General features: G+C 66.0%; 25 protein-coding genes and 2 tRNA genes. 14 read left to right on the top strand and 13 right to left on the bottom strand.

From position 1 onward, the window contains the following. Positions 1–3: 3 nt before the first annotated feature. The 6 genes from F7R26_RS14000 to nodI all read right to left on the bottom strand — a co-directional run bounded on the left by F7R26_RS14000 (position 4) and on the right by nodI (position 5,797). On the bottom strand, positions 4–297 hold the full coding sequence (locus F7R26_RS14000; RefSeq protein ID WP_206702524.1) for a hypothetical protein: 294 nt from the start codon (positions 295–297) through the stop codon (positions 4–6). Positions 298–420: 123 nt separating this feature from the next. Further along, positions 421–2,469 (bottom strand): ABC transporter permease, encoded by a 2,049-nt coding sequence (locus F7R26_RS13995; protein WP_150983126.1) that lies wholly within the window; start codon positions 2,467–2,469, stop codon positions 421–423. Then, entirely contained in the window at positions 2,463–3,665 is a 1,203-nt protein-coding gene (locus F7R26_RS13990; RefSeq protein WP_241754320.1) for an efflux RND transporter periplasmic adaptor subunit, read from the bottom strand. The genes F7R26_RS13995 and F7R26_RS13990 overlap by 7 nt, the downstream gene beginning before the upstream one ends. After that, positions 3,662–3,805, bottom strand: coding sequence for a hypothetical protein (locus F7R26_RS13985; protein ID WP_170301714.1), 144 nt, complete (start codon positions 3,803–3,805; stop codon positions 3,662–3,664). Before F7R26_RS13985 ends, F7R26_RS13990 begins: the two co-directional genes overlap by 4 nt. A 195-nt stretch (positions 3,806–4,000) precedes the next feature. Beyond that, positions 4,001–4,861 (bottom strand): ABC transporter permease, encoded by an 861-nt coding sequence (locus F7R26_RS13980; protein ID WP_150983128.1) that lies wholly within the window; start codon positions 4,859–4,861, stop codon positions 4,001–4,003. A gap of 24 nt (positions 4,862–4,885) precedes the next feature. Continuing rightward, entirely contained in the window at positions 4,886–5,797 is a 912-nt protein-coding gene (nodI, locus tag F7R26_RS13975; protein WP_150983129.1) for a nodulation factor ABC transporter ATP-binding protein NodI, read from the bottom strand. 202 nt (positions 5,798–5,999) lie between these two features. Here nodI and F7R26_RS13970 point away from each other — a divergent pair, with 202 nt between their 5' ends. Continuing rightward, positions 6,000–6,533, top strand: a complete 534-nt coding sequence (locus F7R26_RS13970; protein WP_150983130.1) for a PaaI family thioesterase — start codon at positions 6,000–6,002, stop codon at positions 6,531–6,533. Between the two features lie 97 nt (positions 6,534–6,630). Beyond that, positions 6,631–7,248 (top strand): LysE family translocator, encoded by a 618-nt coding sequence (locus F7R26_RS13965; protein WP_150983131.1) that lies wholly within the window; start codon positions 6,631–6,633, stop codon positions 7,246–7,248. A gap of 403 nt (positions 7,249–7,651) precedes the next feature. On the opposite strand, the gene rpsU is transcribed toward F7R26_RS13965, so the two are convergent. Both rpsU and F7R26_RS13955 read right to left on the bottom strand, forming a co-directional pair. Next, entirely contained in the window at positions 7,652–7,864 is a 213-nt protein-coding gene (rpsU, locus tag F7R26_RS13960; protein ID WP_006158571.1) for a 30S ribosomal protein S21, read from the bottom strand. A gap of 34 nt (positions 7,865–7,898) precedes the next feature. Continuing rightward, positions 7,899–8,096 (bottom strand): cold-shock protein, encoded by a 198-nt coding sequence (locus F7R26_RS13955; RefSeq protein WP_006158572.1) that lies wholly within the window; start codon positions 8,094–8,096, stop codon positions 7,899–7,901. 129 nt (positions 8,097–8,225) lie between these two features. Between F7R26_RS13955 and F7R26_RS13950 the strand changes: the two genes are divergently transcribed. Continuing rightward, a tRNA-Met gene (locus F7R26_RS13950) sits at positions 8,226–8,301 on the top strand. 199 nt (positions 8,302–8,500) lie between these two features. Here F7R26_RS13950 and F7R26_RS13945 read toward each other — a convergent pair. Further along, on the bottom strand, positions 8,501–9,829 hold the full coding sequence (locus F7R26_RS13945) for an ATP-binding protein (RefSeq protein ID WP_150983132.1): 1,329 nt from the start codon (positions 9,827–9,829) through the stop codon (positions 8,501–8,503). Next, entirely contained in the window at positions 9,830–10,564 is a 735-nt protein-coding gene (locus F7R26_RS13940; RefSeq protein WP_150983133.1) for a response regulator, read from the bottom strand. Between the two features lie 255 nt (positions 10,565–10,819). Between F7R26_RS13940 and F7R26_RS13935 the strand changes: the two genes are divergently transcribed. The 6 genes from F7R26_RS13935 to F7R26_RS13910 all read left to right on the top strand — a co-directional run bounded on the left by F7R26_RS13935 (position 10,820) and on the right by F7R26_RS13910 (position 18,970). Further along, positions 10,820–11,554, top strand: a complete 735-nt coding sequence (locus tag F7R26_RS13935; protein ID WP_150983342.1) for a MipA/OmpV family protein — start codon at positions 10,820–10,822, stop codon at positions 11,552–11,554. A 10-nt stretch (positions 11,555–11,564) separates the two neighbouring features. Continuing rightward, positions 11,565–12,761 carry an SDR family oxidoreductase gene (locus tag F7R26_RS13930; RefSeq protein ID WP_150983134.1) on the top strand — a complete coding sequence of 399 codons (1,197 nt, stop codon included), beginning with the start codon at positions 11,565–11,567 and terminating at the stop codon, positions 12,759–12,761. Further along, a complete protein-coding gene (locus F7R26_RS13925) occupies positions 12,758–15,160 on the top strand; it encodes a penicillin acylase family protein (RefSeq protein ID WP_170301715.1) in 2,403 nt (800 codons plus the stop codon). The genes F7R26_RS13930 and F7R26_RS13925 overlap by 4 nt, the downstream gene beginning before the upstream one ends. 201 nt (positions 15,161–15,361) lie before the next feature. Continuing rightward, the gene (gene fusA, locus F7R26_RS13920; RefSeq protein ID WP_150983136.1) at positions 15,362–17,470 is read left to right on the top strand and encodes an elongation factor G; all 2,109 of its coding nucleotides are present in this window, start codon (positions 15,362–15,364) and stop codon (positions 17,468–17,470) included. 75 nt (positions 17,471–17,545) lie between these two features. Then, a complete protein-coding gene (locus tag F7R26_RS13915; RefSeq protein WP_150983137.1) occupies positions 17,546–17,827 on the top strand; it encodes a hypothetical protein in 282 nt (93 codons plus the stop codon). A gap of 81 nt (positions 17,828–17,908) precedes the next feature. Continuing rightward, entirely contained in the window at positions 17,909–18,970 is a 1,062-nt protein-coding gene (locus tag F7R26_RS13910; RefSeq protein ID WP_150983138.1) for a tripartite tricarboxylate transporter substrate binding protein, read from the top strand. A 176-nt stretch (positions 18,971–19,146) separates the two neighbouring features. Here F7R26_RS13910 and F7R26_RS13905 read toward each other — a convergent pair. The 3 genes from F7R26_RS13905 to fdxA form a co-directional block, all read right to left on the bottom strand. Then, positions 19,147–19,222: transfer RNA gene (locus F7R26_RS13905), tRNA-Asn, on the bottom strand. Positions 19,223–19,431: 209 nt separating this feature from the next. Next, positions 19,432–20,541, bottom strand: a complete 1,110-nt coding sequence (locus tag F7R26_RS13900) for an NAD(P)/FAD-dependent oxidoreductase (protein ID WP_150983139.1) — start codon at positions 20,539–20,541, stop codon at positions 19,432–19,434. 98 nt (positions 20,542–20,639) lie between these two features. Beyond that, positions 20,640–20,963: a ferredoxin FdxA gene (gene fdxA / locus F7R26_RS13895; RefSeq protein WP_045235607.1), complete on the bottom strand. Its 324-nt coding sequence runs from the start codon at positions 20,961–20,963 to the stop codon at positions 20,640–20,642. 353 nt (positions 20,964–21,316) lie between these two features. On the opposite strand from fdxA, the gene F7R26_RS13890 reads away from it, so the two are divergent. From F7R26_RS13890 to F7R26_RS13870, 5 genes are all read left to right on the top strand, one after another. Further along, the gene (locus tag F7R26_RS13890) at positions 21,317–21,850 is read left to right on the top strand and encodes a hypothetical protein (RefSeq protein WP_150983140.1); all 534 of its coding nucleotides are present in this window, start codon (positions 21,317–21,319) and stop codon (positions 21,848–21,850) included. 89 nt (positions 21,851–21,939) lie between these two features. Next, entirely contained in the window at positions 21,940–23,118 is a 1,179-nt protein-coding gene (gene pncB / locus F7R26_RS13885) for a nicotinate phosphoribosyltransferase (RefSeq protein ID WP_150983141.1), read from the top strand. An 84-nt stretch (positions 23,119–23,202) separates the two neighbouring features. Then, on the top strand, positions 23,203–23,889 hold the full coding sequence (locus F7R26_RS13880) for a LutC/YkgG family protein (RefSeq protein ID WP_150983142.1): 687 nt from the start codon (positions 23,203–23,205) through the stop codon (positions 23,887–23,889). A gap of 177 nt (positions 23,890–24,066) precedes the next feature. Next, complete coding sequence (locus tag F7R26_RS13875) at positions 24,067–25,509, top strand: sodium:proton antiporter (protein ID WP_193692071.1); 1,443 nt, start codon at positions 24,067–24,069, stop codon at positions 25,507–25,509. Positions 25,510–25,517: 8 nt separating this feature from the next. Beyond that, complete coding sequence (locus F7R26_RS13870) at positions 25,518–26,516, top strand: 2-hydroxyacid dehydrogenase (RefSeq protein WP_150983143.1); 999 nt, start codon at positions 25,518–25,520, stop codon at positions 26,514–26,516. Positions 26,517–26,533: the final 17 nt, after the last annotated feature.

The following is a 26,533-nucleotide window of genomic DNA, read 5'->3' as shown; positions in this document are numbered from 1 at the left end:
CGCTCAGTGCGCCGGCACGGCGTCGTCGCCGCTGCCGGCCACGGCCTTGACCCCGGCCTTGGTCACGTCGTAGGTCGTCTCGACCACGGTCGATCCCACGCTCACTGCTGCGGAGCCAACCGTGGCCACGGTAGAGACCGCAGCACTGCCCACCGCCACGGTGGCGCCAACCACGCTGCAAGCGGCCATGGCGCCGCACAGGCCCAAAGCGGCCAATGCTGCAGCAGCGCGCATGAGGCGGCTCTGCTGCGGCTTTTTCTTCGCTGGCGCGACGCGGACGTACATTGGAAATGGCATGGGCACTGCTCGCGCTTGCGGGACGGTGGAGGTGACGTGGGCGGCCGGCGCCTAGTCTCCAGGTACACCGGACACCTTGCGCCGTGCCCGGCATCATACTCTCCCCCGGGCCGCTCGCTACCGCTATTCGCCCGCCAGCGCCACCACCGGATCCAGCCGCGCCGCGGTGCGTGCCGGCATGTAGCCGAACACCAGCCCGGTTGCCACCGCGCAGCCGAAAGCGCCCGCCATGGCCGACACGGAAAACACCGTCGGCACCCCCGCCGCGATCAGCGCCGCCCCCACCAGCAGGCCGGCGGCGAGGCCCGCCGCGCCGCCCAGCACGGTGACCATGGTGGCCTCGGTCAGGAATTGCCGCAGGATATCGCGCTGGCGCGCGCCGGTGGCCATGCGGATGCCGATCTCGCGGGTGCGCTCGCGTACCGTCATCAGCATCACGTTCATTACGCCGATGCCGCCCACCAGCAGCGATACCGCCGCGATCAGCCCCAGCATCATCGACATGCTGCGGCGCGTGGCTACCTCGGCCTGCAGGCGCGCGGCGGCATTGCCGATGGAAAAGTCCTCGCGCCCGCCGTGCCGGGCCAGCAGCAGTGCATGCATGGCCGCTTCGGCGGCATGCACCTGCGCCGACGAGGCGGCTTCCACCACGACATAGTCGGGCTGCGTCTGCGCCTGGTAGACGCGGGCGCGGCCTGCCTGGTAGGGAATGAAGACCATGTTGTCATAGTCTTGCGCGCCGGAGTCGGCGCCGCGCTCGGCCATCACGCCGATGACCTCGAACGGCGAATTGCCGATCAGCAACTGCTGGCCGAGCGGATTTGCCATGCCGGCGAAGAAGTGCTCGCGCGCCTTGTGGCCCAGCACCACCAGCGGCGCCAGGTCGCGGTCCTCGGCCGCGGTGTAGTAGCGGCCTTGCGCCACCTGCCAGTGATGCACGGCTGGCATCTCCGCGCTGGCGGCGAACACATAGAGCTGGCGGTCAGCGTTGCCGCGGCGCACGGTAATGGGGTCGCCGATCACCGGCATCACGCTATGGATCGAGGGCAGCGCGGCAATGGCCTCCAGGTCCTCCGGCGTTAGCTGGCCGGCGGGGCCGCCGGTGGGGGGAGGGCGGCTGCCCAGGTACATGATGGTGGTGCCCAGCGTGCCCATCTGCGCCATCACGCGCTGGCGCGCGCCTTCGCCCACGGCCAGCATCACGATCACCGATGCCACGCCAATGATGATGCCAAGCAGCGTCAGCCCGGTGCGCACGCGGTTCAGCCGCATGCCGCGCCAGGCGGTGCGCGCGGCCTCGCGGATGTCGGCCAGCAGCGTGGCCCCGCCATCGGCGCGTGCCCTGCCTGGTATTTGCAATGTGGGCAATGCCGGCAGGACGGCTGTGTCGCTGCGAGCAGTCACTTGGGCGGCATCGCCCGCGTTGTCGGCGACGATGCAGCCATCGCGGATCTCGATCACGCGCCTGGCCTGCGCCGCCACGCCGCGGTCGTGGGTAATGAGGATCACCGTGTGTCCGGCAGCGGCCAGTTCGCGCAGCAGCGCCATGACCTCTGCGCCGCTCTTGCTGTCGAGCGCACCGGTGGGCTCGTCGGCCAGGATGATGCGCCCGCCGTTCATCAGCGCGCGCGCGATCGACACGCGCTGCTGCTGGCCGCCGGACAACTGGCTGGGGCGATGGTGAAGCTTGTCCGCCATGCCCAGGCGCGTGAGCAGCGCGGCCGCGCGCGCGGCGCGTTCAGCCTCGGGCAGCCCGGCGTAGATGGCCGGCACCTGCACGTTCTCGCTGGCGGAGTCGGTGGCGACCAGATGGTATCCCTGGAACACGAAGCCGAATGCCTCGCGCCGCAGCCAGGCGAGCGCATCGGCATCCAGGCTGGCCACATTGTGCCCGTTGAAGTGATAGGTGCCGGCGCTGGGCCGGTCCAGGCAGCCCAGCAGATGCATCAGCGTGGACTTGCCCGAGCCGGAAGCACCGACGATGGCCACAAACTCGCCGGCATGGATGTCCAGGTCGATGCCGTGCAGCACCTCGACTGCGGGCGGCTGGTTGCCGTGCGCGGCGCTGCCTTTGCCGGCGCCGCCGTAGCGCTTGCGTATGCCGCGCAGCGAAATCAGCGGCTGCCCGTTTGTGCCGGTTGCACTGCTGTCGACGTTGGCGGTGCTCACCATTTCAGCCACCGCACGCCGTCGCGAACGTGCTCGCCGGTGACCAGCCGGTCGCCGTCGCGCAGGCCCTCGCGCACTTCGGCCAGATGGCGGCTGCGCACGCCGACGTGCACGCGGCGCGCCTGCGGCGTGCCGTTCGCATCGAGCACGCGCGCCGCAAAGATGCCGGGCGCGTCGGCGCTGGCGGTCAGCGCCGCCAGCGGCACGGTGACAACGTTGCGCGCGTGCGCGGCAACGAAGGACACCTGCGCCGTCATCTGCGGCATCAGCGCGCCGTCCGCGTTGTCGACATCAAACAGCACGGTGTAGACCACTGCCTTGGTGGCCGCGGCGGGGGCATTGCCGTCGCCGCTGGCTGCCGCGCTGGCCGTCTTGGGCGGGGCCGGCAGCACCTGGCGCACGGTGCCGGTCCAGCGGCGCGGCGAGCCTTGGTCGTTGCTGCCCAGCGTGGTGAAGTACACCGGCATGCCGGGCCGCACGCGCGCGATGTCGGCCTCGGACACCTCGGTCCATACCGTCATGCCGGAGAGGTCGGCAATGCGCAGCACGTTAGGGGTCTGGTAGGTGGCGTTGAGGGTCTGGCCCTCGCGCGCCTCGACGGATACCACCGTGCCGCCCATCGGTGCGTAGACGCGCGTATAGCCCAGGCGCGCTTCCTCGGCACGCTGCGAGGCCTGGGTCTCGGCAATCTGCGCGCGCAGCCGGTCGAGCTTGGCGGCGGCGGAATCGAAGGCGGCCTCGGCAACCTGCAGGTCTTCGTCGCGGGTGGCACCGTCGGCCGCCATGGCCTTCTGACGCGCCAGTTGCCGGCCCGCCAGCCGGTGCTGCGCCAACTGGTCGGCCAGCTGCGCGCGCAGTCCCGCGAGCGCGGCACGGCCGCCATCCACCGTGGCGCGCTGCACGCTCGGGTCGATCTCCAGCAGCAGGCTGCCCTTGTCGACCACCGCGCCGGGCTGCGCGTGCAGGCGCAGGATCTGCCCGGAGACCTGCGCGCCCACGTCCACATAGCGGCGCGGCTGCAGCGTGCCGATGGCATTGACGGTGGCCTCGATGTCGCCGCGCGCCACCGGCACGGTGACGTAGTCGACGGCCGGGCGCTGTGCCATCCACAGCGCGGCGGCGGTGCCGGCGACCAGCAGCAGTAGCGCGCCGCGCCGAAGCGCGCGCGGGGAGGGGCGGAAGCGGTGGGCGCGATTCACGGGGCGGTCTCCAGGCATACGTTGGTGGCGCGCGGCACGTCCAGGCGAGCGAGCGCGGCGCGGTGCCAGTCATGGAGCCAGCCGTGGTGATCGCAGCAATAGAGGGAACGGAGGTCTAGCGATGTGTTGCCTGCCGGCATGAGCTGCTCACCTGCGTGATGGAATGATAATCTAAACGATAATCGTTCGCATTTTAGCAGAGTGCGCGATCAGCAACACAAGCCGTAGGGCAACAGAAACAGAACGGAAGGCGCAGGTTGCTTGTCATCGCGTCCCGCGCCAGGATGCATGTCCGGCGCGGGCGCTCGCGGCAGTCCCTTCCCTATGCCGCAACCTCAGCGCAGCAAGCGCCGGCGCAGCAGCACCAGCGCCACCACCAGCGCCACGGCTGCGTAGGCACCGAGCACGATCAGGTGCAGCGCCAGGTTGTCGACCGGGCGCCCCAGCATGATGGGGCGGATCAGCGCCACTGCATGCGCCAGCGGCAGCACCTGGGTGGCGGCCTGGGCGCCCGCGGGCAATTGCTCCAGTGGGAAGAACACGCCGGAGAGCAGCAGCATCGGCGTCATCACCAGCGTCTGGTAGAACATGAAGAAGTCGTAGCTGGGCGCCAGCGCCGTGACGATCATGGCCAGGCTGGCAAACGCGATGCCCGCCAGCACGATCACGGGCAGCGCCAGCAGCGCGCCCGGCAACTGCGCATAACCCAGCACGCCGGCCACCAGCATGATGGCCATGCCCGACAGCACCGCCTTGCTGGCGGCCCACATGATCTCGCCCAGCACCACGTCGCCGAGCGTCAGCGGCGCATGCATGATGGCTTCCCAGGTACGCTGCACATGCATGCGCGAGAAGGCGGAATACATCGACTCGAAGCTCGCCGACATCATCACGCTGGACGCCGTGGTGCCAGCCGCGAGAAAGGCGATATAGGACACGCCGTTGACCTGTCCCACCAGCAGGCCAAGTCCGAGGCCAAGCCCGAACAGGTAAATCATCGGATCGGCCAGGTTGCCGATCATCGAGGGAATCGCCAGCTTCTTCCACACCATGAAGTTGCGGTACCAGACCATGGTCCAGTTGCGCATGTTCATCGGCAACAGCGGCTGCGGGTAATGCTGCCGCGGCGCGGCGCCAGGGCGCGCCGCGGTGGGGGCGGCCGGCGCGACGGCGGGGCGGGGATCTTGTTCGCTCATGTTCATTCCGTTGTCAGTCTGGCCTTAGTCCCGCATCTCTCGGCCGGTCAGCTTGAGGAAAACGTCTTCCAGGTTGGCCGGGCGGTGCAGGTAACGCACGCCGGTGCGCCCGTGCAGCGCCGCCAGCAATGGCGCGGGCTCCTTGACGTAGCAAAACAGTGTCTCGCCGCTCATCTCGGTGCGCGTCGCCAGCGGGTGCAGTTCGCCGCGCAGGGGCTCCAGGTTGTCGCCATACACTTCCACCACGTCGCAGCCGATCTGGCTGTCGATCAGTTCATGCGGCTTGCCTTCGGCGATCTTGCGGCCGCTGTCGATCACGCACAGGTAGTTGCACAGGCGCTCGGCTTCTTCCATGAAGTGCGTGGTCAGCAGGATGGTCTTGCCATTGGCCAGCAGCGACTTCAGGCGCTCCCAGATCAGGTGGCGCGCTTGCGGGTCCAGCCCCGTGGTGGGCTCGTCCATCACCAGCAGGTCGGGGTCGTTGATCAAGGCGCGTGCCACCGTCAGCCGCCGGCGCATGCCGCCCGACAGGTCTCTTACCTGCGCCTTGGCGCGGCTCTCCAGCCGCGCGAATTCCAGCAGCGCCGGCACGCGCGCCTCGATCACGGCGCGCTCCAGGCCGAAGTAACGGCCAAAGATGCGCAGGTTCTCCACCACGGTGAAATCGGGATCGAGGTTATCGAACTGCGGCACTACGCCCACTCGCATGCGGGCCTGCGGCGCACGTTGTGGAATCGGCTCGCCGCACAGCGTGAGCGTGCCGGACGCCGGCGTGGTCAGTCCCAGCAGCAAGCGCAGCGTGGTGGTCTTGCCGGCGCCGTTCGGGCCCAGCAGGCCGAAGCACTGGCCGCGCTGCACGCTCAGGCTGAGATCGTCGACCACGACGGTGTCGCCGTATTGCTTGCTTACATTGCGTAGTTCAAGAATGGCAGTCAAGGCAGGAGCGGGAGTTGGGCGCGCCGCAGGCGCAATATCCACCATTATGCAGGCAGCTGCGCGGATGCTCTGTGGCGCGCTGCAGCAAGAATGCGCGGATGCGGTTATCGTGCTGGTTCGCGCCGGGGCGCGCATACCCGCAAAAGTAGCTGCGTGCACGGGACACAAAAACAGATCAGAGCGGATCATGGAGACAAAGCAGATGAGTGCGCAAGACACGCTGGCACAGTGGCAGGAAGCTGAACGACTAGCGCGCGCCAGGCTGGGAGGGCCGGGCGTGGCAACGCTCGCGCAGTTGAGCGAACGCGCCGGGCTGCAGTTCTTCGAGGACATGCTGGCTGGCAAGCTGCCGGGTGCGCCGATTGCGCAACTGATGGACTTCTTCCCGGTGGAGTTCGAAGCGGGACGCTTCGTCTTCCAGGGCACACCCGGCCCGCAGCACTACAACCCGATCGGCAGCGTGCACGGTGGCTATGCCGCGACCTTGCTCGATTCCTGCGTGGGTTGCGCTGTCCACACCATGCTGCCGGCCGGCAAGGGCTACACCACCCTGGAGCTGAAGGTGAACTACGTGCGCCCGCTGACCGTCAAGACCGGCCCGATTCGCGCGGAGGGCAAGGTCATCAGCCTGACCACGCAGATCGGGATTGCCGAGGGCCGCATCGTCGACACGCAGGGCAAGCTCTACGCTTACGCCACTACCACCTGCCTGGTTTTTCCGATGCCGGCTGGCTGAGACGCGGCAAGGCCGGCGCCGCTGTCACCAGCAAGCCATGTTGCTTATACTGATGTGTCACCCGCGGGATGCCCAATCAACGAAACCTGGAGTCGCAATGTCCTTCGAGCACTGGCTGGCCTTTGTGTTGACAAGCATCGTCGTACTGATCATTCCCGGCCCGACCATCCTGCTGGTGATTGGCGATGCGCTTGCCCATCGTGGCCGCTCCGCCTATGCGACCGTGGCTGGCGTTGCCGCGGGCGACCTGACCGCGTTCACGCTGTCGATGGCCGGCCTCGGCGCAGTGCTGGCCACCTCGGCGGCCTTGTTCACGGCATTGAAGTGGGCCGGTGCGGCTTATCTTGTCTACCTGGGCATCCAGGCCCTGCGCGGCGCCTCGCGTGCCGGCGCCATGGCTGTCACGGCACAGTCCGGCAGCAGCCGCCAGCGCTTTGCCAAGGCATGGCTGGTCACCGCGCTGAATCCCAAGAGCATCGTGTTCTTCGTGGCCTTCGTGCCGCAGTTCCTTGACGCACGCCTGGCCTTCTGGCCGCAGGCCGTGGTGCTGATTCCCACCTTCGTGGTGATGGCGAGCGCCAACGCCGCTGTCTACGCGCTGCTGGCGCGTGCGCTGGCCAAGCGGCTCACTACCCAGCGCGCCCAGGCCAATGTACAGCGCGCGGGCGGTATCACATTGATTGGCGCGGGCGCGCTGATTGCGGCGCGCAGCTGAGGCAGGGGAGGGGGGCGTTGCCGAGCAAGCGGGCCGCCATGCATTGTGCGGCCTGTTTTTTGCCAGTTGCAGCGGCAAGTGCCGTAGTTTTGTAGCGTTAGTGCGAGGCAAGGCGGCAGCAGCACATACGTGCGTCTGGAGCCAATAAAAAGCGAAGAGGGGAGTGAAAGTGCTGGCCGTGTCGCACGCAAAGGGCGAGCGCAAGCATGGCGCCGGCCGCGCTCGATCCGATTGGAGCGATGGGCAGGGCGGTATCAGGGCTGGTCGGCGGTTGTCAGGCCACGGAGGGCCGGACATCCGACGGCGCCGCTAAAACAAGAAAATCCGCCAGGCAATGACTGGCGGATTTATGCGGCCTGCGGCAGAAACGCGTCGAAGCGCGCTCGCCGCTTGCTGTGCCGAATCAGTACATCTTCTTCGGCAACATCTGCATGCGCAGGCGTTTGCGAAGGCGCGATTCCGCGGCTTTCTTCTTGCGCTTGCGCTCGGTCGTGGGCTTCTCGTAAGCGGTACGGCTCTTGAGTTCAACGATCAGGCCGGTCTGGAGGATGGCCCGACGGAAACGCCGCATTGCAACTTCAACGGGCTCACCTGGTTTCAAGACGATCTTAGTCAATTCTGTCCTTTAGCATTGCCGCAAAGCGGCGGGTTCAAACGGGGGAAACATTGGCCGCTTCAGGACCCTTCTTGCCCTGCTGCGACTGGTATTGCACTCGCTGGTTATCTTGCAGCGGAGCACCCCCGCGAACCTGAGAGATGTGGACGAACAAGTCCTTGCCACCAGCGTCCGGGGTGATGAAGCCAAAACCCTTCTGGGCGTTGAAGAACTTGACGGTACCAGTTTCCATGGAAAAATCCTTTTTTGAGCGCAAAGAATGCGCCCACTTGCTTTTACACGTTTACGTAAACGCTGTCAAGAAAGCGTGCCGGAAAAGCTATGCAAATACGTCAGGGTGGCGTATAGTACGCCCCTCTGACGCGGGGTGGAGCAGTTGGCAGCTCGTCGGGCTCATAACCCGAAGGTCGCAGGTTCAAGTCCTGCCCCCGCAACCAGACCGTATTCTACTAAAAAGCCTGCCCGGAGTCCCGGCAGGCTTTTTGTTTTGTTGCGTGGGCAGATTCCGTCACTACCGCGCTATTACTGCGCCGTGAGGCCGGAAAACGCCATCGCCAGCCAGCCGGCGGCGGCGCAGGCGCCCATCCACGCGAGCAGCACGGTAACAATCGTCGACCATTTCATGGGAGCGGCTCCTCAACTCGCCGGCTTGCCGGGCATGGCGGGCTTGTCCATGGCTGGCAAACTGATCACAAAGCGCGCGCCGCCTTCGCTGCTGCTGTCCAGCCTGACCTGGCCGCCATGCAGCAGCACGATGCGCCGCACAATGGCCAGTCCCAGGCCGAACCCCCCGGTATGACGATTGCGGCTGGAATCGGGCCTGTGGAAGGGCTCGAAAATGCGGGCGCGCTCCTCCGGCGCAATGCCGGGGCCATCGTCCTCCACCGTCAAGGTCAATGTGCCTGCGGCGTTGGTCTCGGCGTGCAGGCGGATGGCGCTGCGCGCGTAGCGGGTGGCGTTGCGGCAGAGGTTGAGCAGCGCCCGCGCCACCAGCCGCGGATCGCAGACATGGTGGGGCGCGGGGCCGCTGGCATAGGCCGACAGCGTGAGCTTGTTATCCGCCACCTCGTTGGCCACGCTGGCTGCGACACTATCGATCAGCTCACTCACCGACACGCGCATCAGCATCATCGGCGCCGCGCCTTGCTCAAGCTGGCCTAGCGTCAGCAGCTCGGTGACCAGCTCGTCGAGCTCGCGCACGTCGCGGCGCAGGTCTTCCAGCCGCAGCGCCTGGCGCGCCTGCTCCGCTTCGCCTGTGCCGGCCGACTGCAGCAGCGCGATGCCGAACTCCAGCCGCGCGATGGGCGTCTTCAGCTCGTGCGAGATGCCGTGCATCATTTCGCGCTGGTGCACGATCGAGGCTTCGATCCGTTCGGCCATCTCATTGAATTGCCTGGCGAGTGCGGCGATGTTGGAGCGCCGGGGCAGGTTGGCCCGGGTCGACAGCTTGCCGTTGCCGAAATCCCTTGCCGCCTGCTGCAGCTTGTCCAGGTCGCGCCAGTGGTACCACACCCAGGCGATGATCGACAGCAAGGTGGCGAGGGCGATCAAGCCGTAGGCCAGCACCGAGATGTTGGTGTGGTCGTCTTCCTCGCTATACGCGTGCAGGATCTGGCCATCGCGCAGCGGCAGGTAGTAGTTCTTGGCGTCCTGGCTCAGCACCAGCTTGCCGGCGGCAAGGTCGCTGCGTTGCTGCGCATCGAGATGCGTGAGGCTGGCGGCATCGACCAGGTCAAACAGCTCGCGCGAGTGCTTTTGCAGGATGGCAAGCGCGGCTTCGCGCTCGGGGCCCCGTTGCGGCCCGAGGAATTGGGAGAGCGTAAAGGCGTAACCCTTGCGGCTTTCCCGTTCGGTCTCGGTGAAATGCTCATGGAACAGCGGGATAAACGTGTTGTTGATGATGGTTACCGCGCCGGCTGCGGCCAGGATCACCAGCAGATAGAGCTTGAGTAGCGAGCGGACCATTCATTCCTCCCATGCCGACGGGCTGAACAGGTAGCCGCGGCCCCAGATGGTCTTGATCTTGTGCGGCTCGGGCGAGGCATCCTCGAAGCGGCGGCGCAGCCGCGAGATGCCGGAGTCGACGGTGCGGTCGATGCCATCGAACTCGATGCCACGCAATGCCTTGAGGATGTCGTCGCGGCTCAGCACGGTGCCGGCGGCGCGCGCCAGGATCAGCAGCAGGTTGAACTCGGTGGTCTTCAGGTCCACCTCCTGCCCGCGCCACGTCACCTGCCGGTTCGGCGGCGAAATCACCAGCGCGCCGAATACCAGCTCATGGTCCCGCTGCGCGGGCGTGGCGGTCTCGGCAACCCGCTCTGCCGCGGCACGCCGCAGCAGGGCGCGGGCGCGCGCCACCAGCAGCCTCGGCTCGATGGGCTTGACCACATAGTCGTCGGCGCCGATCTCCAGTCCCGCCACCTGGTCATACGTATCGACGCGCGCTGTCAGGATCAGCACGGGCACACGCGAGAAAGCGCGAATGCCGCGGCACACCTCCATGCCGTCCATATGCGGCAGCATCAGGTCGAGTATGACCAGTGCCGGCCGCAGGGCCTGGACGGCGGCCACCGCGATATCGCCGCGCCGTACCACCTCCACCACGAATTCGTAGTTGCCCAGATATTCGCTGACAAGTTGCGCGAGGCGATCATCGTCCTCGACCAGTAAGACCTTGTACTTGGCCATGGTATCGCTCATGACAGGGTTCCCCGGGGCAGAAAAGTGCCGATTCTATCCGGCGAACGACTTGGTTTGGGTGCCGGAGACGCTTCAAGACAAATTTGCACAATTGAACAAGATTTCGCGCGATTTCAGGACAGACAGCCCGCCGAGCCATCCTTAATCTGCGTGCTTCGACATCAAGGCGGAGCATCCGTGCAAGAGCAAACAAGAAATCAGGGGGGCGTGGCAAGGTTACCGGCAGCGTGCAAAGGCGCGCTTCTCGTGGCCGCGATGGCAAGCCTGTGCCCGGCAGCGCATGCGGAAAGAACCTATTCGGTTGGCCTGGCCGCCGGCGCCGCACCGCGCTATGCGGGAAGCCAAGACTACCGGGTTGTCGGCGCGCCAGTGCTGCGAGCCGACTTCGGTAACGGCGCCTTCATCGATATGCTGCAAGGCGCTGGTTATACCTACAAGTTTGGCAACGGCATGTTTGCCACCGCCTCGCTCGGCTACGCGCTGGGCCGTACCGACAAGAACCGCGTGGACCTGCCTGGCTCCGATCACCTGAAGGGCATGGGCGATATCCGGGGCTCGCTGATGGGCGCGTTTCAGCTCGGCGCGCGCGTGTACGGCGACACCACATTGAGCGTGACGCTGGACGCGCCGCTGACGCATCGCGAACGCGGGCTGAGCGGGCACATTGACCTGGTCGTGCCGGTGATTCAGTCGGGTGCGCACATGGTGACGCTCGGTCCGAGCGTGCATTACGGCTCGGGCCGCTACATGCAGACCCTGTTCGGCGTGACCGATGCGCAGGCCGCCAACAGTGCCTTCAGCGCGTACGCCCCCAAGGCCGGATTCGATGCCGCGACGCTGTCGCTCGCATGGAACTACACCCTCTCCAAGGAATGGTCGGTGCGCACCCTGGTTGCTGCGACACGCCTGCTGGGGGACGCAGCGAAAAGCCCGATCGTGCAGAGCAAGCAGTCGTACTTCGGCATGAGCTCGATCAACTATACGTTCTGAGGAGAACGCCATGATGTGGGATTGGCACGCCAGCCCGCCCGCGCAGGATCTCGCCGCCCGTGCGCGTGCCTGTGACACACGCCTGCCCGGCGTTGACTCCCTGCTGCTGACCGGCGCCACCGGCTTTATTGGCGGCAATGTGATGGTGGCCGCCATCAACGCCGGCCTGGCCCGGCGCTTGCTCTGCCTGGTGCGCGGCGTCGATGCCGCAGATGCACTGGCTCGCCTGCGCGAGAACGCCATCCAGTGCGGCCTGTTGCGCAGCCGGGTGGACTGGCTCACCGAGGACAACGTATTGCTTGGCGCGCTGGACAGCGATTTTTCTCCTGCCGCGCAGGCGCGCCTTGCTGGCGTCACCCATGTCATCAACTGCGCCGCGATGGCCTCGTTCTCTGCCGATGCGCAGGTCACGCGCATCAACGTGCAAGATACGTTGCGCTTTGCCTCGCACTTCGCGGGCAGCGCAGCCTTGCAGCGCTTCATTCATGTCGGCACCGCCATGGCTTGCGGCACGCAGCGCGGGCCGCGGATTGCCGAGCGGGATGCTGGCCATGGCGGCACCAGCGATTTCGGCCACCTGGTGCCTTACACGCGCAGCAAGCAGGAAGTGGAGGTGCTGCTGCGCCACAGCTTCCCCGACCTGCCGCTCGTGGTGGCGCGTCCCTCCATCGTGGTGGGGCATACCGTGCTGGGCACGCAGCCCTCGGCCAGCATCTTCTGGCTCTTCCGGATCATCCAGCAGTCGCGCCGCTACACCGCGGGCCCGCTTACCCGCATCGACGTGATCGCGGTGGACGACTGCGCGCGGGCGCTGCTGCGGCTCGCGGTCAAGCCCGAACTAGCCTTCGATGCCTACCATCTCTCGGCCGGCGCGCGCGCGCCCACCATCGCGCAGGTGATCGCCGCCATGGACGAGGCGGTCTCGATCGATGGCGAGCCAGCTTATCGCAGGTGCCCGGCCAGCGAGCTGCCTGCGCTGGCGAGTGACGTGGCACGCAAGGAGCGCAACAGCAACCGGCGCCTGATCGAGCGCGCACTGCGGCTGTACTCGGGCTTTGCCGAGCTTGGCTATGTCTTTGACAACGGGCGCATCCGGGAGGAGATCGATTTCGAGCCCTTGTCGATCACGGACTATGTCAGCGAATGCATGCGCACGTCGCGCGGCGTCGGCATCCTCGAGCAGATGAGCTGGGATTTCAAGTCATGACGGGCATGCGTCGCGCCGTGGCCGCTTGCGTCGTCATTGGCCGAGGCATGGTGCTGGCCGGCGGGCTCTGTGCCGTGCTGGCCGCCTGCGGCGGGGACGAGGGCGGGCAGGTACAGGGCGAGCGCTACCGCGCGCAGATTCGCCGCACGAGCTACGGCGTGCCGCATGTGATGGCCAATGATGAAGCGGGCCTGGGTTTCGGCGTGGGCTATGCGCAGGCGGAGGATAGCGTGTGCGTGCTGGCCGACCAGTTCCTGACGGTGGCGGGCGAGCGCGCGCGGTACCTGGGTGGCAGCGCAATGGCTGACCCGGACCGGCTCTTCGACAACCGCGGCTCCGATTTCTTCTACGCGCAGCTCAACCAGGCCAGCGCGCTTGACGACGCGTGGCGCGCGCAGCCGCCCGAAGTGCGCCAGCTGCTCAAGGGCTATGCGGCGGGCTACAACCGCTTCCTGAAGGATGCCGGCCGGACGGCGTTGCCTCAGGCCTGCCGCAACGCGCCGTGGGTGCGGGATATCACCGAGCGCGACCTGTTGCGCCTGATGCGCTTCTACACCTCGCTGGACGGCGTGGTGGCGTTCGCCCCGTGGTTGGTGGCTGCCGAGCCGCCGCGTGGCAATGCCGCGCCCGAGCCGGCGCGCCGTGCGCGGGCCGCGCTCGCTCAGGCGGCGGTGGCAGGGCGCGCTAGCGCCTATCGGACTGGCAGCAACGGCGTGGCCCTGGGCCGCGATGCTACCGAGAACGGCCAGGGCATGCTGCTGGGCAATCCCCACTTTCCCTGGCAGGGCATTACGCGCATGGTGCAGCTGCATCTCACGCTGCCGGGCCGAATGGATGTGATGGGCGCCACGCTGCCGGGCATCCCGCTGGTTGGCATCGGCTTCACGCGCGAGTTTGCCTGGACCCATACCACGACGTCCTCGGCGCATGAAACCTTGTTCGAGCTGGAGCTCGATCCGGCCGATCCCACGCGCTACCGCGTGGGCAGCGCTTACCGGCCGATGCGGCGCCAACAGGTGACGATCGACGTGCGGCGCGCCGACGGCACCATCGTGCAAGAGTCGCACACGTTCTACTTGAGCGATTTCGGCATGGTGCTGGCGCTGCCGGACATCGTGCCAGGTTACGGCTGGACCACGGCCAAGGCCTATGCCTTGCGCGATGCCAATACCGAGAATCACCGGATGCTGGCCCAGTGGCACGCGATGAACAGTGCGCGTTCGCTGCGCCAGCTCAGGGAGTCGGTCGAGCGGGTCCTGGGCAATCCGTGGAACAACACCATCGCGGTCGACAGCGGCGGCACGGCATTGTTCATGGCGGCAACGCCGGTGCCAAATGTCAGCGAGGCTCAGCTTGCCCAATGCGGGCGAGGCACGGCGGCAGGCCGGTTTGTGCTGCGCGGCACGCCGTTGTGCCATTGGGGCGATTATCCAGACACGCCGCAACGCGGCATCGTTGACGCCGCGCATCTGCCGGCCATCGAGCGCCACGACTATGTGCAGAACGCGAACGACAGCGCCTGGCTGACCCAGCCGGCCGCGCCGATCACCGGGTACTCGCCACTGGTGAGCCAGTCGGGCTATCCGCAAGGTGGGCGTACACGCATTGGCATCGCGCAGCTGGAAGCCCGGCTCGCAGGCAAAGATGGCCTGCCGGGACGCCACATGTCGCTGGCGCAGCTTAAGGCCATGACTCTGAGCAATCGCGTGTACTTCGCGGAGCAGGTGATGGATGACGTGCTCACGCTGTGCCGTACCACGCCGGTAGCGCTGACGCGCGATGGCGTGCCGGTCAGGCTGGGGGCCGCCTGCGAACGCCTGGCGCAATGGGACCGAAAGGCCGAACTGAGCAGCAACATCGGTTATCTCTACTTCGAGAAATTCTTCGCGGCCATCAGCACCCAACCCTCGGTCTGGGGCGTGCCGTTCGATGCGCGCGATCCGGCCCGCACGCCGCGCGGCCTGAAGCTGGGCGATGCCGCCATCGCGGGGCTGCTGCGGCGGGCGCTGGCCGACGCGGTGCATGCGGTGGATAGCACTGGCATGCGGCCTGATATCACCTGGGGCGAGGTGCAGGGCGCACAGCGCGGCACGCGCAGGGTTCCCATCCATGGTGGCGCCGATGCGCTAGGTGTCTACAACATGATGGAAACCCGGGACCTGCCCGATGGCAAGCGCGAGGTCGTGCATGGCACCAGTTACCTGCAAGTGGTGTCGTTCAGCGTCGCGGGGCCGCATGCCGAAGCGTTCCTTGCCTATTCGCAGTCGTCGGACCCGGCGTCGCCGCATGCAGCCGACCAGACCGAGCGTTTTTCGGACAAGCGCTGGATTAGCCTGCCATTTACCGACGCGGAGATTAACGCCGACCCTGGTTTCAGCGAGAGGCAGATCGCGCAATGATGGGGCCCCTGGCCGCGGCACGCTTGCCCGCCCAGCACTCGAGCGAACGTGATTCTGGCGGTACTTTTTGCAAGGGCATGAGCTAGGGCGAGGTAGGCCGGCACTGGCCGTGGCGGCCCGGCGAGCCGCGCGTGGCGTGCCTTACGATGCGGCGCCTGCAGAAGTGTTACTCTTTTGAGTGATGCCTACCAGGAGATCACCGTGAGCCGCAAAACCCCCATCGAGCGCTATCGGAACATCGGTATCAGCGCGCACATCGACGCCGGCAAGACCACCACCACCGAACGCATCCTCTTCTACACCGGGGTCAACCACAAGATCGGCGAAGTCCACGACGGCGCGGCCACCATGGATTGGATGGAGCAGGAGCAGGAGCGCGGCATCACCATCACCTCGGCCGCAACCACGGCCTTCTGGAAGGGGATGGCCGGCAATTATCCTGAACATCGCATCAATATCATCGACACCCCCGGGCATGTGGATTTCACGATCGAGGTGGAGCGCTCGATGCGCGTGCTCGATGGTGCCTGCATGGTCTATGACGCGGTAGGCGGCGTGCAGCCGCAGTCCGAAACGGTCTGGCGCCAGGCCAACAAATACAAGGTGCCGCGCATCGCCTTTGTCAACAAGATGGACCGCGTCGGCGCGGACTTCTTCCGGGTGCGCTCGCAGATTGCCGAGCGGCTCAAGGGCACGCCCGTACCGGTCCAGATACCGATTGGCGCCGAGGACGGCTTCCAGGGTGTGATCGACCTGGTCAAGATGAAGGCGACCGTCTGGGACGACACCAGCCAGGGGCTGCACTTCGAGTATCGGGAGGTGCCGCCCGAACTGCTGGAACTGGCCAAGGAATGGCGCGAGAAGATGGTCGAGGCCGCGGCGGAAGCCAGCGATGAGCTGCTGCACAAGTATCTCGGTGGCCAGCCGCTGACGGAGGACGAGATCAGGGCCGCGCTGCGCAAGCGCACCATTGCCAACGAGATCGTGCCGATGCTGTGCGGCAGCGCGTTCAAGAACAAGGGCGTCCAGACGCTGCTCGATGCGGTGATCGACTACCTGCCGTCGCCGGCGGACGTGCCCGCGATTCTCGGCCATACCGAGGACGACAAGGAGGCCGAGCGCCATCCCAATGACGACGAGCCGTTCTCCGCGCTGGCCTTCAAGATCATGACCGATCCCTTCGTCGGGCAGTTGATCTTCTTTCGCGTCTACTCGGGCGTGGTGAACTCCGGCGACACGGTCTACAACCCGGTCAAGGAAAAGAAGGAGCGGCTGGGGCGGATCCTGCAGATGCACGCCAATGTGCGCAGCGAAATCAAGGAAGTGCGCGCTGGCGACATTGCAGCGGCGGTCGGGCTGAAAGAGGCCACCACCGGTGACACGCTATGCGATCCCGATCACGTGATCATCCTCGAACGCATGAGCTTCCCGGACCCGGTGATCTCGCAGGCGGTTGAGCCCAAGACCAAGGCCGACCAGGAGAAGATGGGCCTGGCGCTGAATCGCCTGGCGCAGGAAGATCCTTCGTTCCGCGTGCATACCGACGAGGAGTCGGGCCAGACCATTATCTCTGGCATGGGCGAGCTTCACCTGGAAATCCTGGTCGATCGCATGCGCCGCGAGTTTGGCGTGGAGGCCTCGGTCGGCAAGCCGCAGGTGGCTTACCGCGAGACCATCAAGCAGGCGGTGAAGGACATCGAAGGCAAGTTCGTCAAGCAGTCCGGCGGGCGCGGCCAGTATGGCCACGTAGTGCTCGACCTGGCGCCGCAGGCGCCGGGCAAGGGCTATGAGTTCGTCGATGCCATCAAGGGCGGCGTGGTGCCGCGCGAGTTCATTCCCGCCGTGGACAAGGGCATCCGCGAAACGCTGGCGTCGGGTGTGCTGGCCGGCTACCCGGTGGTGGACGTCAAGGCCACGCTGGTGTTCGGCTCCTATCACGATGTCGACTCCAACGAGAATGCCTTCCGCATGGCCGGCTCGATGGCGTTCAAGGAGGGCATGCGCCGCGCCAAGCCGATCCTGCTCGAGCCGATGATGGCCGTGGAGGTCGAAACGCCCGAGGAATTCACTGGCAACGTGATGGGCGACCTGTCGTCGCGCCGGGGTATCGTGCACGGCATGGAGGACATCGCGGGCGGAGGCGGCAAGTCAGTGCGCGCAGAAGTGCCGCTGGCCACCATGTTCGGCTACTCGACCTCGCTGCGCTCCCTGACCCAGGGCCGCGCCACCTACACCATGGAGTTCAAGCACTACACGGAAGCCCCGGCGAGCGTGGCCGAGGCAGTCATCAACAGCCGGCACACGCGCTAGCGCGCATGGAGTGGCCGGACAGGGAAATGGCGCCGCGCGCCACGCGGCGCCGCTTCGACTTGACGGGAGAGTGCAATGGCCAAGCATCCGTTTTCCCAATTTCCCGAGGACGAACAACGAGAAGTCGTGGCCCTGTGCACGCGGCTCGGCTTTGCGCCGGAGGACTTCGAGATTTCCGACGATGGCTTCCTGCCGGATGACGGCGACCCGGCGCAACGCCAGGTCAGCGTGCGGCGCCCCGCGACGGATGCGCAGAGCGCCTATGACGCGAGTGAAGGGGCCGGCTGGATCGAAGAGTTCGAGAGCGATCTCGAGTGCGGCCTGTACGGGCAACCTTCCGGGCAGGCGCCAGCCTAGTGCCCACGCATCGGCGCGGCGTCCCGCCGCGCCACATAAATAGTTAGGAGACAATCTATGCAGCAGGGTTTGCAGGCAGGCATGTCAGCGCTTGTACGTTCTTTCTGGGCATCTTTTTCGCCTGCCTTCCCGCCGGATTTTGCCTCGTCGCCCCCGGCCGCGCATGCCGGCCGGCGCCGGCAACTTGCCGCATGGCTCGCCACCGCGCTCCTTGGCCTGCCGGCGTTGGTCGCGGCACAGGCCGTGGATAGCTATCCCTCCAAGCCGATTCGCGTCGTGGTGCCTTATTCGGCGGGCGGCGGCGCGGACAACGCGGCGCGCGTCATCGCCGCCCAGATGAGCGTGCTGCTCAAGCAGCAGGTGGTGATCGACAACAAGCCAGGCGCTAGCGGCACCATCGGCGCCGCGGCGGTCGCGCAGGCGCCGGCCGATGGTTATGTCGTGCTGTACGACGCGTCCACTTTCGTTGTCAATCCGGCGCTGCGCAAGCTGCCGTTCGACGCAGCCAGGGATTTCCTGCCGGTCTCGCTGGCGGTCACGGCGCCCAATATCCTGGTGGTGCCACCCAACGCCCCCTACAAGACGGTTGGCGAGTTCCTCGGCTACGCACGTCAGCATCCCGGCAAGACAACCTATGCGTCGTACGGTCCCGGCAGCCCCGCACACATGGTTGGGGAACTGCTCAAGAGCCAGGCCAAGGTCGACCTGCTGCATGTGCCGTACAAAGGCGGCGCGCCGGCGCTGACCGACGTGATGGGCGGGCAGGTCGATGCCTACTTCGCCAACGCGGCGTCAGGCCTGCCCTATGTGAAGGCCGGCAAGCTGCGGGCGCTGGCCGTGACTTCCGCCAAGCGCATGCCGGCATTGCCCGACGTGCCGACGTTGGTGGAAAGCGGGCTGGCGGGCTTCGACGTGCTGGAGTGGAATGGTTTCTTCGTGCCCAAGGGCACGCCGCCGCAGGTGGTGGAGCGGCTGGCAGCGGCCGTGCAGGCCGCGGTCAACGATCCCAAGGTGCATGCCCGGCTGCTGGATCTTGGCGTGGTGCCGGTCGGCAGCGGTCCACAGGCCTTCGGGCAATTCCTGCAAACCGAGCTGACGCGCTGGGCGCGGCTGGTCAAGCAGAACGGCATCGCGATCGAGTAGGGGGAGGTGGGATGGGCGGGATGTGGCTGCGGGGCTGGGACCCGCAGCGGTTGTACGGCCGGGTGCGACGTTTCGATGCCGAAGCACGACGCATCGAACAAGTCCAATTCCGATGCACGAACAGCAAGGCACAAATGGAAAAGGCCCGCAATTTCTTGCGGGCCTTTCACATTCTTTGGCTCCCCGAGCTGGGCTCGAACCAGCGACCTGCGGATTAACAGTCCGTCGCTCTACCAACTGAGCTATCAGGGAACAGCTGAGAAAAGGATTTTAACCAGTTTCTCGTTTATCCGTCAACACCCGCGCTGTAATTTCTTGCTGCCGGTACTGCGGAACTTCTGGTTCCGCCCCGATGTTCCGAGGCAGGGCCGCATTATAGGAGGTCTTTCAGGTTTCCGCCATAAAAAATCGCCCCGAAGGGCGATTTTTTTGCACCATGCACTGGGTCAGGCGCGCCAGGCTCAGTCGAACACCGGCGAATCGACACCGAGGATCTTGTGCAGCTTTGGCGAGGTGGTCGTGTACTGCATGTGGATCTTCTTCTCGGGGAAGATGTAGGGCGCGGCGCCGAAGGCGGCCAGCGCGGCTTCATGGAAGCCCGAGAGGATCAGTTTCTTCTTGCCCGGGTAGGTGTTGATGTCACCCACCGCGAAGATGCCCGGGATGTTGGTCTCGAACTTCTCCGTGTCCACCTTGATCTGCTTGCGCTCGAGGTCCAGGCCCCATTCGGCGATCGGGCCCAGCTTGGGTGACAGGCCGAAGAACACCAGCAGGTCGTCGAGCGGCAGGCGGCGGGTCACGCCGTCGGCGCCCGTCACCTTGATCTCTGTGAGCAGGCCGTCCTTTTCCTCGTAGCCGCTGATCTGGCCCACCAGGAACTGCATTTCCATCTGCTCGCACAAATCCTTCATCTTGGCGACCGATGCTGGCGCGGCGCGAAAGCCGTCGCGGCGATGGATCATCACCACCGATTCGGCCTTGCCGACCAGGTCCAGCGTCCAGTCGAGCGCGGAGTCGCCGCCACCGACCACGACCAGGTTGCGGCCGTGGAAGCGGCTCGGATCCTTGACGCGGTAGAACAGCTGCTTGCCGTCGAACTTGTCGATGCCGTCCACCTTGACCGTGCGCGGCTGGAATGAACCCACGCCGGCGGCGATGAAGATGGTCTTGGTGATGAAGCGGGTGCCGAGCGAGGTTTCGACGAAGAAGCGGCCATCTTCGCGGCGCTCCACCACGGCCACTTCCTGGCCCAGGTGGAAGGTCGGCTCGAACGGCTCGATCTGCTTGAGCAGGTTGTCCGTCAGTTCCTGGCCGGTGCAGATGGGCACGGCCGGGATGTCGTAGATGGGCTTGTCCGGATAGAGCTCCACGCACTGGCCGCCAACCACCTTGAGGGAGTCGATCACGTGCGCCTTGATTTCGAGCAGGCCCAGTTCGAAGACCTGGAAGAGTCCGACCGGACCGGCACCGACGATCAGCGCGTCGATTTCCAGCGGGTGACCGCCGCCAGCGTTGCCTGCGGCAACGTGGTTGGTGGCGTCGGCGACGGGGTTAGGGATGCTCAAGTCCATATTCGTCCTGATACGTTGTGGGCACAGGCGTGCCCGGCATTACGGGAAAGCGCGCGGGTGGGGACGGCTTTCTGACCTGTCTTTTGGTGTTGCAGGTATCAGCGTTGCAGGTACTGCAGCTTCTCGGCCGTGTCCTTCCATTCCTCGGCTTCGGCCAGCGGGGCCTTGGTCTTGGTGATGGAGGGCCAGTTGCGTGCCAGCTCGGCGTTCAGGTCGATGAACTGTTGCTGGTCGGCCGGCACGTCTTCCTCGGCGTAGATCGCGTTGACCGGGCATTCCGCCACGCACACCGCGCAATCGATACACTCATCCGGGTCGATGGCGAGGAAGTTGGGGCCTTCGCGGAAACAATCGACCGGACACACGTCAACGCAGTCGGTATAGCGGCAACGGATGCAGGATTCGGTGACAACGTGAGTCATTTCGGTTCCAGAAAAACGGGATCGGCTTCGATGGGAATGGATTTGGCCTGTTGTGCCTTGCTCGTCACGCCGGTGCAGGCCCAACCCAGAGTTCACCGGGTTCACCATACGCGGCGCGAGCGAAGGCCGTGGCCTATCAAAGACCGATATTGTAGCTGAGCCATAACGCTAGGGTAGTCGCTCTATATAGCCAGATCAGATAGTTTTCTTATTTCTTTATGTGCATTTGATCCAAGGCAGCTGGTGTCACGCCTGCCGATGTGCTTTCCTGGCCGGTGCGGCGTTGCCGTTGTATGCTGGCTGAGCTTACCCGCGCGGTATTGCCGCGTGCCCAATCGAGTGAGGAGTGCTCCATGCCAAGACCAGTCCGGGAGTCGCCGCGCAACTTCCGTTTCAGCCGCGCGGCGAGTGCCCTGCTATGCCTGGCGGCGCTGGCCATGCCTGCCGCGCATGCGCAGACCCTGGCCAAGGCCGGACCGCCGGACAGCGTGGTGGCCCGCCTGATGGCCTGGCGCATGATGAGCGACAGGCCGGTATCCCTGAGTGCGCTGGCGCTCTTCGAGTGGGATGATTTCGGCGTGGTGGTCGAGGCGGCGGGCGAGGGCATGGCCAACTGCGGCCAGGCCGGCTTTCTGCCATGCGATGCCAGCCTGCAGCCCGAGCGCGGCACGCCGGTGCAGGTGCTGGTGTTCCGTCGCGGCACGCAGCGGGTCTACCAGGAGCGCATCACGGCCCGTTCGGCAACCTTCGCCGAGCCGCTGCCCGCCGAGGTGCCCCGGGCACAGGCCACGCTGGTTGGCTGCCCTGGCTATCGCGGGCAGGTCCTGTGGTGCCTGCGCGGCAGCGCGCGGGGCCGCCAGCCCGATCCTTTCCTCGATGGCGCATGAGGCCGGCGTGGCCGATGCGGCTTCATAGCTTGAGCGCCGCGCTTTCGGGTAGCATGGCGCTCTGACCCGGCACTGCCGTTTGGCCCGACATGATCATTACCTCATTGCTCGACACCGACCTGTACAAGTTCACCATGATGCAGGTGGTGCTGCATCACTTCCCGGCGGCACAGGTCGAATACCGCTTCAAATGCCGTAACGCGGGGGTCGATCTGACGCCCTACGTGGACGAGATCCGCGAAGAGGTGGCGCAGCTCTGCCAGGTCCGCTTTACGCCGGACGAGCTGCAATACCTGCGCGAGCTACGCTTTATCAAGAGCGATTTCGTCGACTTCCTCGGCCTGTTCCACCTCAACGAGAAATACGTGACGATCGCGCCGGCTGCTCCCGGCAGCGGCGAGATCGAGATCACCATTCGCGGGCCGTGGCTGCATACCATCCTGTTCGAGGTGCCGTTGCTGGCCATCGTCAACGAAGTCTATTTCCGCCGCACCCAACCGCAACCTGACTGGAGCGAGGGGCGCAAGCGCCTGGAAGACAAACTGGCCTTGCTGAAGATGCCAGCCCACGCGGACTGCGTGATTGCCGACTACGGCTCGCGTCGCCGCTTTTCGCGCGACTGGCAGGAGGAGGTGTTGCGGACCATGCGCCGGGTACTCGGCCCGCAACTGGCCGGCACCAGCAATGTGCATTTCGCGCGCACGCATAACCTGGTTCCGCTCGGCACCATGGCGCATGAATACCTGCAGGCCTGCCAGGCCCTGGGGCCGCGGCTGCGCGACTCGCAGGTGTTCGCGCTGGAAGTCTGGGCCAAGGAATACCGCGGCGACCTCGGCATTGCCTTGTCCGACACGTATGGCTTTGACGCGTTCCTGCGCGATTTCGACCTGTACTTCTGCAAGCTGTTCGACGGCGTGCGGCACGATTCCGGCGACCCCATCGCCTGGGGTGAACGCATGCTGGCGCACTACGCCGCCAGCCGCGTCGACCCGCTGGGCAAGACGCTGATCTTCAGCGACAGCCTCGATATCCCGCGCGTGATCGAGCTTTACGAGCGCTTTGGCGGGCGCTGCCGGCTTGCCTTTGGCGTGGGCACCAACCTGACCAACGATCTTGGCTACACGCCGCTGCAGATTGTCATCAAGATGACCCGCTGCAATGGCCAGCCAGTGGCCAAGTTGTCGGACACGCCCGAAAAGACCATGTGCGACGATCCCGCCTACCTGGCTTACCTGCGGCAGGTGTTCGGCATCAAGGCGCCGGCGTAGGGTTCGAGTTCGATGCAAGCGCACCGTCGCCGCAGCCTCCAGATCCACTAAGCCAACAGCCCACTAACCTCCGGAAATCGACTCATGGACACCACCTCTGCCCGCGATCGCATCTTTGCCCGCATCCGCGCCGCCCAGGGCCGCGCGCCCGGGGTGAGCAATGGCGAGCGTGCGGCGGTGGCCGACTATCTCGCGCGCCATCCCGCCGGGCCCCGCCCGCCTGCGCCGGTGGACCGGATCCAGGCCTTCCATGAGCAGGCGCAGAAAATGGCCTCCACGGTGGAGCGGGTGGCCACGATGGCAGATGTGCCGGCCGCGGCCGCGCGCTACCTGGACAGCCTTGGCCTGGCGCGCCGCGCCGTGGCCTGGGACACCCTGGCGGCACTGGACTGGCAAGGGCAGGGCTTGGCCGTGGAGTGCCGCCCGCCCATCCGCGATGCGCAGGCCGATCACGACCATGGCGACATGGTCGGCATCACGGGCTGCTTTTGCGCGATCGCCGAAACCGGCTCGCTGATGCTGCTGTCCGGCCCGCAGACCTTCGCTTCGGCGGCGCTGTTGCCGGAGACGCATATCGCGGTGGTGCCGGTCTCGCGCATCGTCGATGGCCTGGAAGACGCCTTCGCGCTGGTGCGCAGCGAGCGCGGGGAACTGCCCCGTGCCACCAATACCATCAGCGGGCCCTCGCGCACCGGCGATATCGAGCAGACCATCGTGCTCGGCGCGCACGGCCCATACCGCGTGCACGTGATCCTCGTCGAGCAGGACTGAGCGCGGCAGTCCGGGGCGTCCGGAATTGGTGGAGCCGCGCGGCGATTGCTTTACACTTGAGGGTCTCGCCGCGCGCCTGCGGCCCGCTTGCCGGGCCACTCGGGCTCGTGCGCTTTCTCCGCTCGCGGCCGCCATCAGGCCCGGGTGACGCAATCCGATACAAGGAGATCCCGCCCGATGCGACGTGCCCCCGCACTGCTGTCCCTGCTGGCCCCGCTGTTGTTCACCCTGCTGTTCACGCTGGCGCCGAGCCTGGCCCATGCTGCCGATCTCGATGGCGCCACGCTGTCGCCAATGTGGGCGTTGCCCTTCGCCGGCACATTGCTGTCGATCGCGCTGTTCCCGTTGATCGCACCGCGCTTCTGGCATCACCACTACGGCAAGATCATCGCAGCCTGGGCGGTGCTGTTCCTGGTACCGTTCGCGCAGACTTTCGGCATGCATGCCGCCGCCGCCAATGCCGTGCACGCGCTGCTCTCGGAGTACATCCCCTTTATCGCGCTGATCGCCGCGCTCTATATCGTGGCCGGCGGCATCTGCGTGCGTGGCAACCTGCATGGCACGCCGCGCCTGAATACCGGCCTGCTTGCACTCGGCACGGTGCTGGCCAGCCTGATGGGCACCACCGGCGCCGCCATGCTGCTGATCCGGCCGCTGCTGCGCGCCAACGACAACCGCAGGCATGTGGCGCACGTGGTGGTGTTCTTTATTTTCCTGGCGGCCAATGCGGGTGGTGCGCTGACGCCGCTGGGCGATCCGCCGCTGTTCCTGGGTTTCCTGAAAGGCGTGGATTTTTTCTGGACCCTGCGCAACATCCTGCCCGAGACGCTGTTCATCTGCATCGCTCTACTGGTGATTTTCTATTTCGTCGATCGCCACTACTACCTGAACAAGGAAGAAGAGCTGCCGCAGGCGGCGGACCCCACGCCCGATTCCGCAGGCATCCGTATCGAAGGCAAGCGTAATTTCGTGCTGCTGCTGGCGGTGGTGGGCCTGGTGCTGATGAGCGGGCTGTGGAAGCCCGGCATAGAGTTCAACGTGATGGGCACCATGGTCGGCCTGCCGGCGGCGGTGCGCGATGTGCTGCTGGTGGTAGTGGCGCTCGTCTCCCTTGTGATCACGCCGGGCACGGCGCGCACGGGCAACGAATTCAACTGGGAGCCGATCCTGGAAGTCGGCAAGCTGTTCGCCGGCATCTTCCTCACCATCATTCCCGTGATCGCCATGCTCAAGGCCGGTACCGACGGCGCCTTCGCCGGCGTGATCCGCATGGTCAGCGATAGCGGCGGCCAGCCCATCGACAGCATGTATTTCTGGGCCACGGGCATTCTTTCGTCTTTCCTGGACAATGCGCCGACCTACCTGGTGTTCTTCAACACCGCGGGCGGCGATCCCGCTACGCTGATGACGCGCGATGCCTCAACGCTCGCGGCCATCTCGGCCGGTGCCGTGTTCATGGGCGCCAATACCTATATCGGCAACGCGCCCAACCTGATGGTCAAGGCGATTGCCGAAAGCCGCGGCGTGCGCATGCCCAGCTTCTTCGGCTACATGCTGTGGTCGATCTGCGTGCTGGTGCCGCTGTTCCTGGTGATGACCTTTATCTTCTTCCGCGTGTGAGAGTGAGCATGACCAAGCCTTCCGTTCTCGTGACCCGCGCCGTCTTTCCCGAAGTGATCGACCGGCTCGCGCAGTACTTCGACGTCGACGACAACCAGCCGGACGTGGCGCTGGATGGCGCCGCGCTCAAGGCGCGCCTCGCCGGCAAGGCCGGTGTGCTGGCCAATGCCGCGGACCGCATCGATGCCGGCCTGGTAGCCGGGCTGCCGGCCTTGCGCGCGGTCTGCAACATGGCGGTGGGGTACAACAACCTTGATGTGCCGGCGCTGACCGCCGCCGGGATCGTGGCCACCAATACGCCCGATGTACTGACGGAGACCACGGCCGATTTCGGCTGGGCCTTGCTGATGGCGACCGCACGCCGCGTGACGGAGTCCGAGCACTGGCTGCGCGCCGGCAAGTGGGAGCGGTGGAGCTACGACATGTTCCTCGGCATGGACCTGTACCGCAGCACGCTCGGCATCCTTGGCATGGGCCGCATCGGCCAGGCCCTGGCACGCCGCGCTGCGGGGTTTGGCATGTCGGTGCTCTATCACAACCGCAGCCGTTTGCCCGAGGACACCGAGCGCGCGCTGAACGCGCGCTATGTCAGCAAGGCCGAACTGCTGGCACAGTCCGATCATTTGCTGCTGGTACTGCCGTATAGCGCGCAGAGCCATCACAGCATCGGCGCCGCCGAGCTGGCGCAAATGAAGCCGTCGGCCACGCTGGTCAACCTGGCGCGCGGCGGCGTGGTCGACGACGCCGCGCTGGCCCTGGCGCTGCGCGAACGGCGCATCTTCGCTGCCGGCCTCGATGTGTTCGAGGGCGAGCCACAGGTGCATCCCGACCTGCTGACGGTGCCCAACGTGGTGCTGACCCCGCATATCGCCAGCGCCTCGGAGAAGACCCGCCGCGCCATGGCGGACCTGGCCGCCGACAACCTGATCGCCGCGCTTGGCGTGGGGCCGCAGGCAGGGCAGCCGCCTTCCGTGATCAATCCCGAAGTGATGGCGCGCCGCCGCTGATCCTATCGCTGCCAACA

Source organism: Cupriavidus basilensis, from assembly GCF_008801925.2.
In the GTDB taxonomy this organism is placed as follows: domain Bacteria; phylum Pseudomonadota; class Gammaproteobacteria; order Burkholderiales; family Burkholderiaceae; genus Cupriavidus; species Cupriavidus basilensis.
Note: the sequence above shows the minus strand (reverse complement) of the source record. Positions and strands in the feature narration are given on the sequence as shown.

What these genes read in the sequence shown, in the direction of transcription:
- F7R26_RS14000 (WP_206702524.1), bottom strand. Translation starts at nt 297, where the DNA reads ATGCCATTTCCAATGTACGTCCGCGTCGCGCCAGCGAAGAAAAAGCCG.
- F7R26_RS13995 (WP_150983126.1), bottom strand. Translation starts at nt 2,469, where the DNA reads ATGGTGAGCACCGCCAACGTCGACAGCAGTGCAACCGGCACAAACGGG.
- F7R26_RS13985 (WP_170301714.1), bottom strand. Translation starts at nt 3,805, where the DNA reads ATGCCGGCAGGCAACACATCGCTAGACCTCCGTTCCCTCTATTGCTGC.
- F7R26_RS13980 (WP_150983128.1), bottom strand. Translation starts at nt 4,861, where the DNA reads ATGAGCGAACAAGATCCCCGCCCCGCCGTCGCGCCGGCCGCCCCCACC.
- F7R26_RS13970 (WP_150983130.1), top strand. Translation starts at nt 6,000, where the DNA reads ATGAGTGCGCAAGACACGCTGGCACAGTGGCAGGAAGCTGAACGACTA.
- F7R26_RS13965 (WP_150983131.1), top strand. Translation starts at nt 6,631, where the DNA reads ATGTCCTTCGAGCACTGGCTGGCCTTTGTGTTGACAAGCATCGTCGTA.
- F7R26_RS13955 (WP_006158572.1), bottom strand. Translation starts at nt 8,096, where the DNA reads ATGGAAACTGGTACCGTCAAGTTCTTCAACGCCCAGAAGGGTTTTGGC.
- F7R26_RS13945 (WP_150983132.1), bottom strand. Translation starts at nt 9,829, where the DNA reads ATGGTCCGCTCGCTACTCAAGCTCTATCTGCTGGTGATCCTGGCCGCA.
- F7R26_RS13940 (WP_150983133.1), bottom strand. Translation starts at nt 10,564, where the DNA reads ATGAGCGATACCATGGCCAAGTACAAGGTCTTACTGGTCGAGGACGAT.
- F7R26_RS13935 (WP_150983342.1), top strand. Translation starts at nt 10,820, where the DNA reads ATGGCAAGCCTGTGCCCGGCAGCGCATGCGGAAAGAACCTATTCGGTT.
- F7R26_RS13930 (WP_150983134.1), top strand. Translation starts at nt 11,565, where the DNA reads ATGATGTGGGATTGGCACGCCAGCCCGCCCGCGCAGGATCTCGCCGCC.
- F7R26_RS13925 (WP_170301715.1), top strand. Translation starts at nt 12,758, where the DNA reads ATGACGGGCATGCGTCGCGCCGTGGCCGCTTGCGTCGTCATTGGCCGA.
- F7R26_RS13915 (WP_150983137.1), top strand. Translation starts at nt 17,546, where the DNA reads ATGGCCAAGCATCCGTTTTCCCAATTTCCCGAGGACGAACAACGAGAA.
- F7R26_RS13910 (WP_150983138.1), top strand. Translation starts at nt 17,909, where the DNA reads ATGTCAGCGCTTGTACGTTCTTTCTGGGCATCTTTTTCGCCTGCCTTC.
- F7R26_RS13900 (WP_150983139.1), bottom strand. Translation starts at nt 20,541, where the DNA reads ATGGACTTGAGCATCCCTAACCCCGTCGCCGACGCCACCAACCACGTT.
- fdxA (WP_045235607.1), bottom strand. Translation starts at nt 20,963, where the DNA reads ATGACTCACGTTGTCACCGAATCCTGCATCCGTTGCCGCTATACCGAC.
- F7R26_RS13890 (WP_150983140.1), top strand. Translation starts at nt 21,317, where the DNA reads ATGCCAAGACCAGTCCGGGAGTCGCCGCGCAACTTCCGTTTCAGCCGC.
- pncB (WP_150983141.1), top strand. Translation starts at nt 21,940, where the DNA reads ATGATCATTACCTCATTGCTCGACACCGACCTGTACAAGTTCACCATG.
- F7R26_RS13880 (WP_150983142.1), top strand. Translation starts at nt 23,203, where the DNA reads ATGGACACCACCTCTGCCCGCGATCGCATCTTTGCCCGCATCCGCGCC.
- F7R26_RS13875 (WP_193692071.1), top strand. Translation starts at nt 24,067, where the DNA reads ATGCGACGTGCCCCCGCACTGCTGTCCCTGCTGGCCCCGCTGTTGTTC.
- F7R26_RS13870 (WP_150983143.1), top strand. Translation starts at nt 25,518, where the DNA reads ATGACCAAGCCTTCCGTTCTCGTGACCCGCGCCGTCTTTCCCGAAGTG.